This window comes from [Clostridium] ultunense DSM 10521, assembly GCF_000511955.1.
GTDB classification, from domain to species: Bacteria; Bacillota; Clostridia; order Tissierellales; family Tepidimicrobiaceae; genus Schnuerera; species Schnuerera ultunensis.
Map to the genome: position 1 here is coordinate 556664 of NZ_AZSU01000002.1, position 3547 is coordinate 560210.

Sequence of the window (3547 nt, forward strand, 5' to 3'; positions counted from 1 at the left end):
GATCCAGAGCATATTTGCTCGTGGGCTGGGTTATCACCAGGCTGCAATGAGAGTGCAGGAAAAACTAAATCTACAAAAACAAGACATGGAAATCCGTATATAAAAAGTATTCTATGTGAAGTAGCTTGGACAGTGACACGAAGAAAAGGAACATATTTATCAAACTGGTATTGGAAGGTAAAGCAAAGAAGGGGTACTAAAAAAGCTATTATTGGATTAGCACGCAAGATATTAGTAATTATCTATACTCTTTTAAAAGAGAACTTATCATATGATGAGGACAAATTTACAGAAATACAAGTGAATCATGAAAAGCAGAGAGAAAAGAAACTTATCCGAGAATTAAAAAAACGAGGATATATGGTTGAACCTCTAATTGCTTAATTGTTTCACCTAAAATCACCTAAAAATTGTACATAAAGCATATATAAGTAGCTTGGGGAAACCCTAAAAGGGCCTCCCGGGCATTTTATTGCTCAAAAAACAAGGGATAGATTATTCATAAGAAGTAAAGAAGAAGGTGGGATCTATTAAAGAGGAGCCTACTAACTAAATCATTTTCGTGTGAAATCATGGCTATAGTGGATAAGTATGAGTGTTAGCCCTAAGGGGGCTGAGGATTAGAAATTAAATAAAAGGGCTCTAGAACTTGGTAATTATTATAGGTTCTAGGGTCTTTTTGATTATTTTAAAACTAGCAATATTTTGTTCAAATTAATAAATATATTTTCACTTAGTGTAAAATAGTTGTTGGACAAAAAAGCAAAAAATATAGAGAATTAACCTCCATTTGATATAATGTAATCGACAAACCACAAAATAAAGGAGGAATTCTCTATGAATAATATTATACAACTAATTGCAGGAAAAGTTAAGAAGGAAATTGAAGATAGTGTAATTAAAGTGCTTGAAGGTGATGCGAAGCTAGATAACATAGTAGATTCAGTAGGTGAAATGGTTAATAATATTGGGCTAGATACTCTTGGTGCCATAATTGATGAATTAAATGATATAGTAAAAAAATCCCCAGAAAGAAGTGGGATTTACCATATTCATAAAAGTAATGTATCAAGAACCTTAGTCACAAGATTTGGAGAATTAGAATTTAATAGAACATATTACAAAAACATAAGAGATAAGCACTATGTATACATTCTAGATGAGCTTTTAGGAATAGAGAAGTATGAAAGAGTAGAAGGAAATCTAAAAGGAGATATACTTGATAAAGCAGTTGATGTAAGCTATCAGAAAGCAGCAGAACTATCAACACCTGCATATCTAACAAGACAAACTGTAAAAAACATAATTAGAGAAAATGGTAAGATAGATAATCTAGATCTTAAGATAGGAGATAGAAAGGAAGTCGATACTATATACATAGAAGCAGATGAAGACCATGTTTCACTACAAACTGGGAAGAATAAAGAAATGAAATTAATCTATGTATATGATGATAAAACAGAAGTGAGCAAAGACAGAATAAAGCTTGAAAACATTAGATATTTTACCGGTGAAATGAAACCAGAGGATATATGGACAGAAGTAGCAACATATCTAGATGAATCCTATGATTTAGACAAAGTTGAAAATATCTATATCGCTGGAGATGGAGCTAATTGGATAAAAGGTGGAACAGAAATAATTAAAGATAGCAAATATGTACTTGATCATTATCACCTAAGTAAATATGTAAAGAAGATAACAGCACATTTATCAAGCCTTAAAAATCCAGCAGATATAGAAAAACCCTTATGGAAATTCATCCGAAGAGGTAAGAAAAAATTTGTAATAGAGCTAATAGATTTTGCAATAGAAATAACCCCTACTGAAAGCAAGAAAAAGAGTATGAAAGATGCGAAAAGGTATATATTAAATAACTGGGAAGGAATAAACAATTTATTTGGTGAAGAAAAATATAGATGCAGTGCAGAAGGACATATAAGCCATATACTATCTGATAGACTAAGTTCAAGACCAATGGGTTGGAGCTTAATAGGTGCAGATGAAATGGCACGAATGAGAGCATATAAAGCCAATGGTGGAAGCATTAAAGAATATTATAGGAATCAAAGAATCGAAAAGAAAAATGAAGAAAGAATATTAGAACTTGATAAAAGAGTAACAAATAGAGTAAAAAGAACCTACAACAATATTGATCCAGATATAATGATAGATATGCCATACACATCAAAAACAGATGGTAGATGGCTTAAGAATATGCTTAGCACTTCACACTTTTAACAAGAAGAAAAACTATAGCTTGCTTTGAGTTATTCACCTTCGGATAATAACCCAATAGCATTTATGTTTGGATTGTCAATGGTGGCGAGAATCCAGGGGGGAAATAAGGTTTAACAATTTATTGCATTATAAAAATGAGAGTTTTCTCTAATTTATTAAGAAGAAAATGATATTAATTGTTTTCCAACAACAACTTGACACTATCATCATTTACAAAGATATTGCCTAAGAGTAGGAATTTTGGTATAATGTTTCTAGGTCTAAAGACCCAGAAACATTATTTTTTTGTGAGGGAATTTTTAAAAATATATTTTAAGGTATTTAAAATCCATATTAGATTATCATGGGGGGATATGTATGGGTAATAGTGTTGTAGGTGTTGAAAGGCGAGTTAAGAAGCGTATAGAGGATTCTTTTAAAGCATTTATGTCTAAACATTTTAGTAGGGGACCAGGCCTCGTTAAGGTTTATGCAATTGAAAATTGTATAACCATATATTGTAAAAATATTTTAACGCCCTTGGAAAAGAAATTATTTATAGAAGATAAAGAGGGAGAATTATTGATAAAAAGTTTTAGAGAGAAATTAATATTAAATAATGAGGTAGAGTTTTTAAATATGGTTAATGATAGTATTGATACAACGATTAGTAGTTATTACATAGATTTTAATATTAAAGATGATAGTTTAGCTTGTGTTTTTATATTAAATTAGATATAATTGGTATAAGGTTTTGTGATAAATGAATAAATTATGGCAGATTAAAGGAAACTTTTTAAGTTGCTGGATGTAAGCCATGGATCTATGTCAATAGTTTGGACAAAAATTTAGGTTTTTTTGTGGGTCTCCGCCACCATTGACAATCCAAACATAAATGCTTTTAGGTTTCTACCCGAAGGCGATAAACTCAAAGCAAGCTATGTTTTGTGCCTTCGTGGTGGAATATTGTAGCATTTATTTATTGGCTTATCAATGGCAAGCCCTACGGGTGGCTATCATCCCCTCAGGCTCAAAATCTAAAGCAAGCTATGCTACTCTACATAGATTCTCATATTCATCTGGAGTCATGTAGTTGATTGATGAATGAATCCTTTTTCTATTATAAAATCCTTCTATATATTGAAATAATATTAACTTAGCATGATTATGATCTATAAATGTATTAAGATATACGCATTCTTTTTTTAGTATTGCATGAAAACTTTCTATACAGGCGTTGTCATAAGGACAACCTTTAGCACTATACGATAGTTTAAATTGCTTTGATTCCACTGTTTCACGATATTCCTTTGACGTATATTGTGAG

4 protein-coding genes are annotated in these 3547 nt (G+C 31.2%); 3 read left to right on the top strand and 1 reads right to left on the bottom strand.

Features of this window, described 5'->3' with window-relative positions:
• From CUL_RS0105455 to CUL_RS0105470, 3 genes are all read left to right on the top strand, one after another.
• Window positions 1-384: transposase (locus tag CUL_RS0105455; RefSeq protein ID WP_025640754.1), on the top strand; the 384-nt coding region annotated here is incomplete at its 5' end.
• A gap of 453 nt (window positions 385-837) precedes the next feature.
• Window positions 838-2241: an ISLre2 family transposase gene (locus CUL_RS0105460; protein ID WP_025640755.1), complete on the top strand. Its 1404-nt coding sequence runs from the start codon at window positions 838-840 to the stop codon at window positions 2239-2241.
• Window positions 2242-2598: 357 nt separating this feature from the next.
• A complete protein-coding gene (locus CUL_RS0105470; protein ID WP_025640756.1) occupies window positions 2599-2955 on the top strand; it encodes a Na-translocating system protein MpsC family protein in 357 nt (118 codons plus the stop codon).
• 312 nt (window positions 2956-3267) lie between these two features.
• Here the strand turns inward: CUL_RS0105470 and CUL_RS16740 are convergent.
• Window positions 3268-3547, bottom strand: a 280-nt coding sequence (locus CUL_RS16740; protein WP_035142800.1) for an integrase core domain-containing protein, incomplete at its 5' end; no start/stop codon positions are given.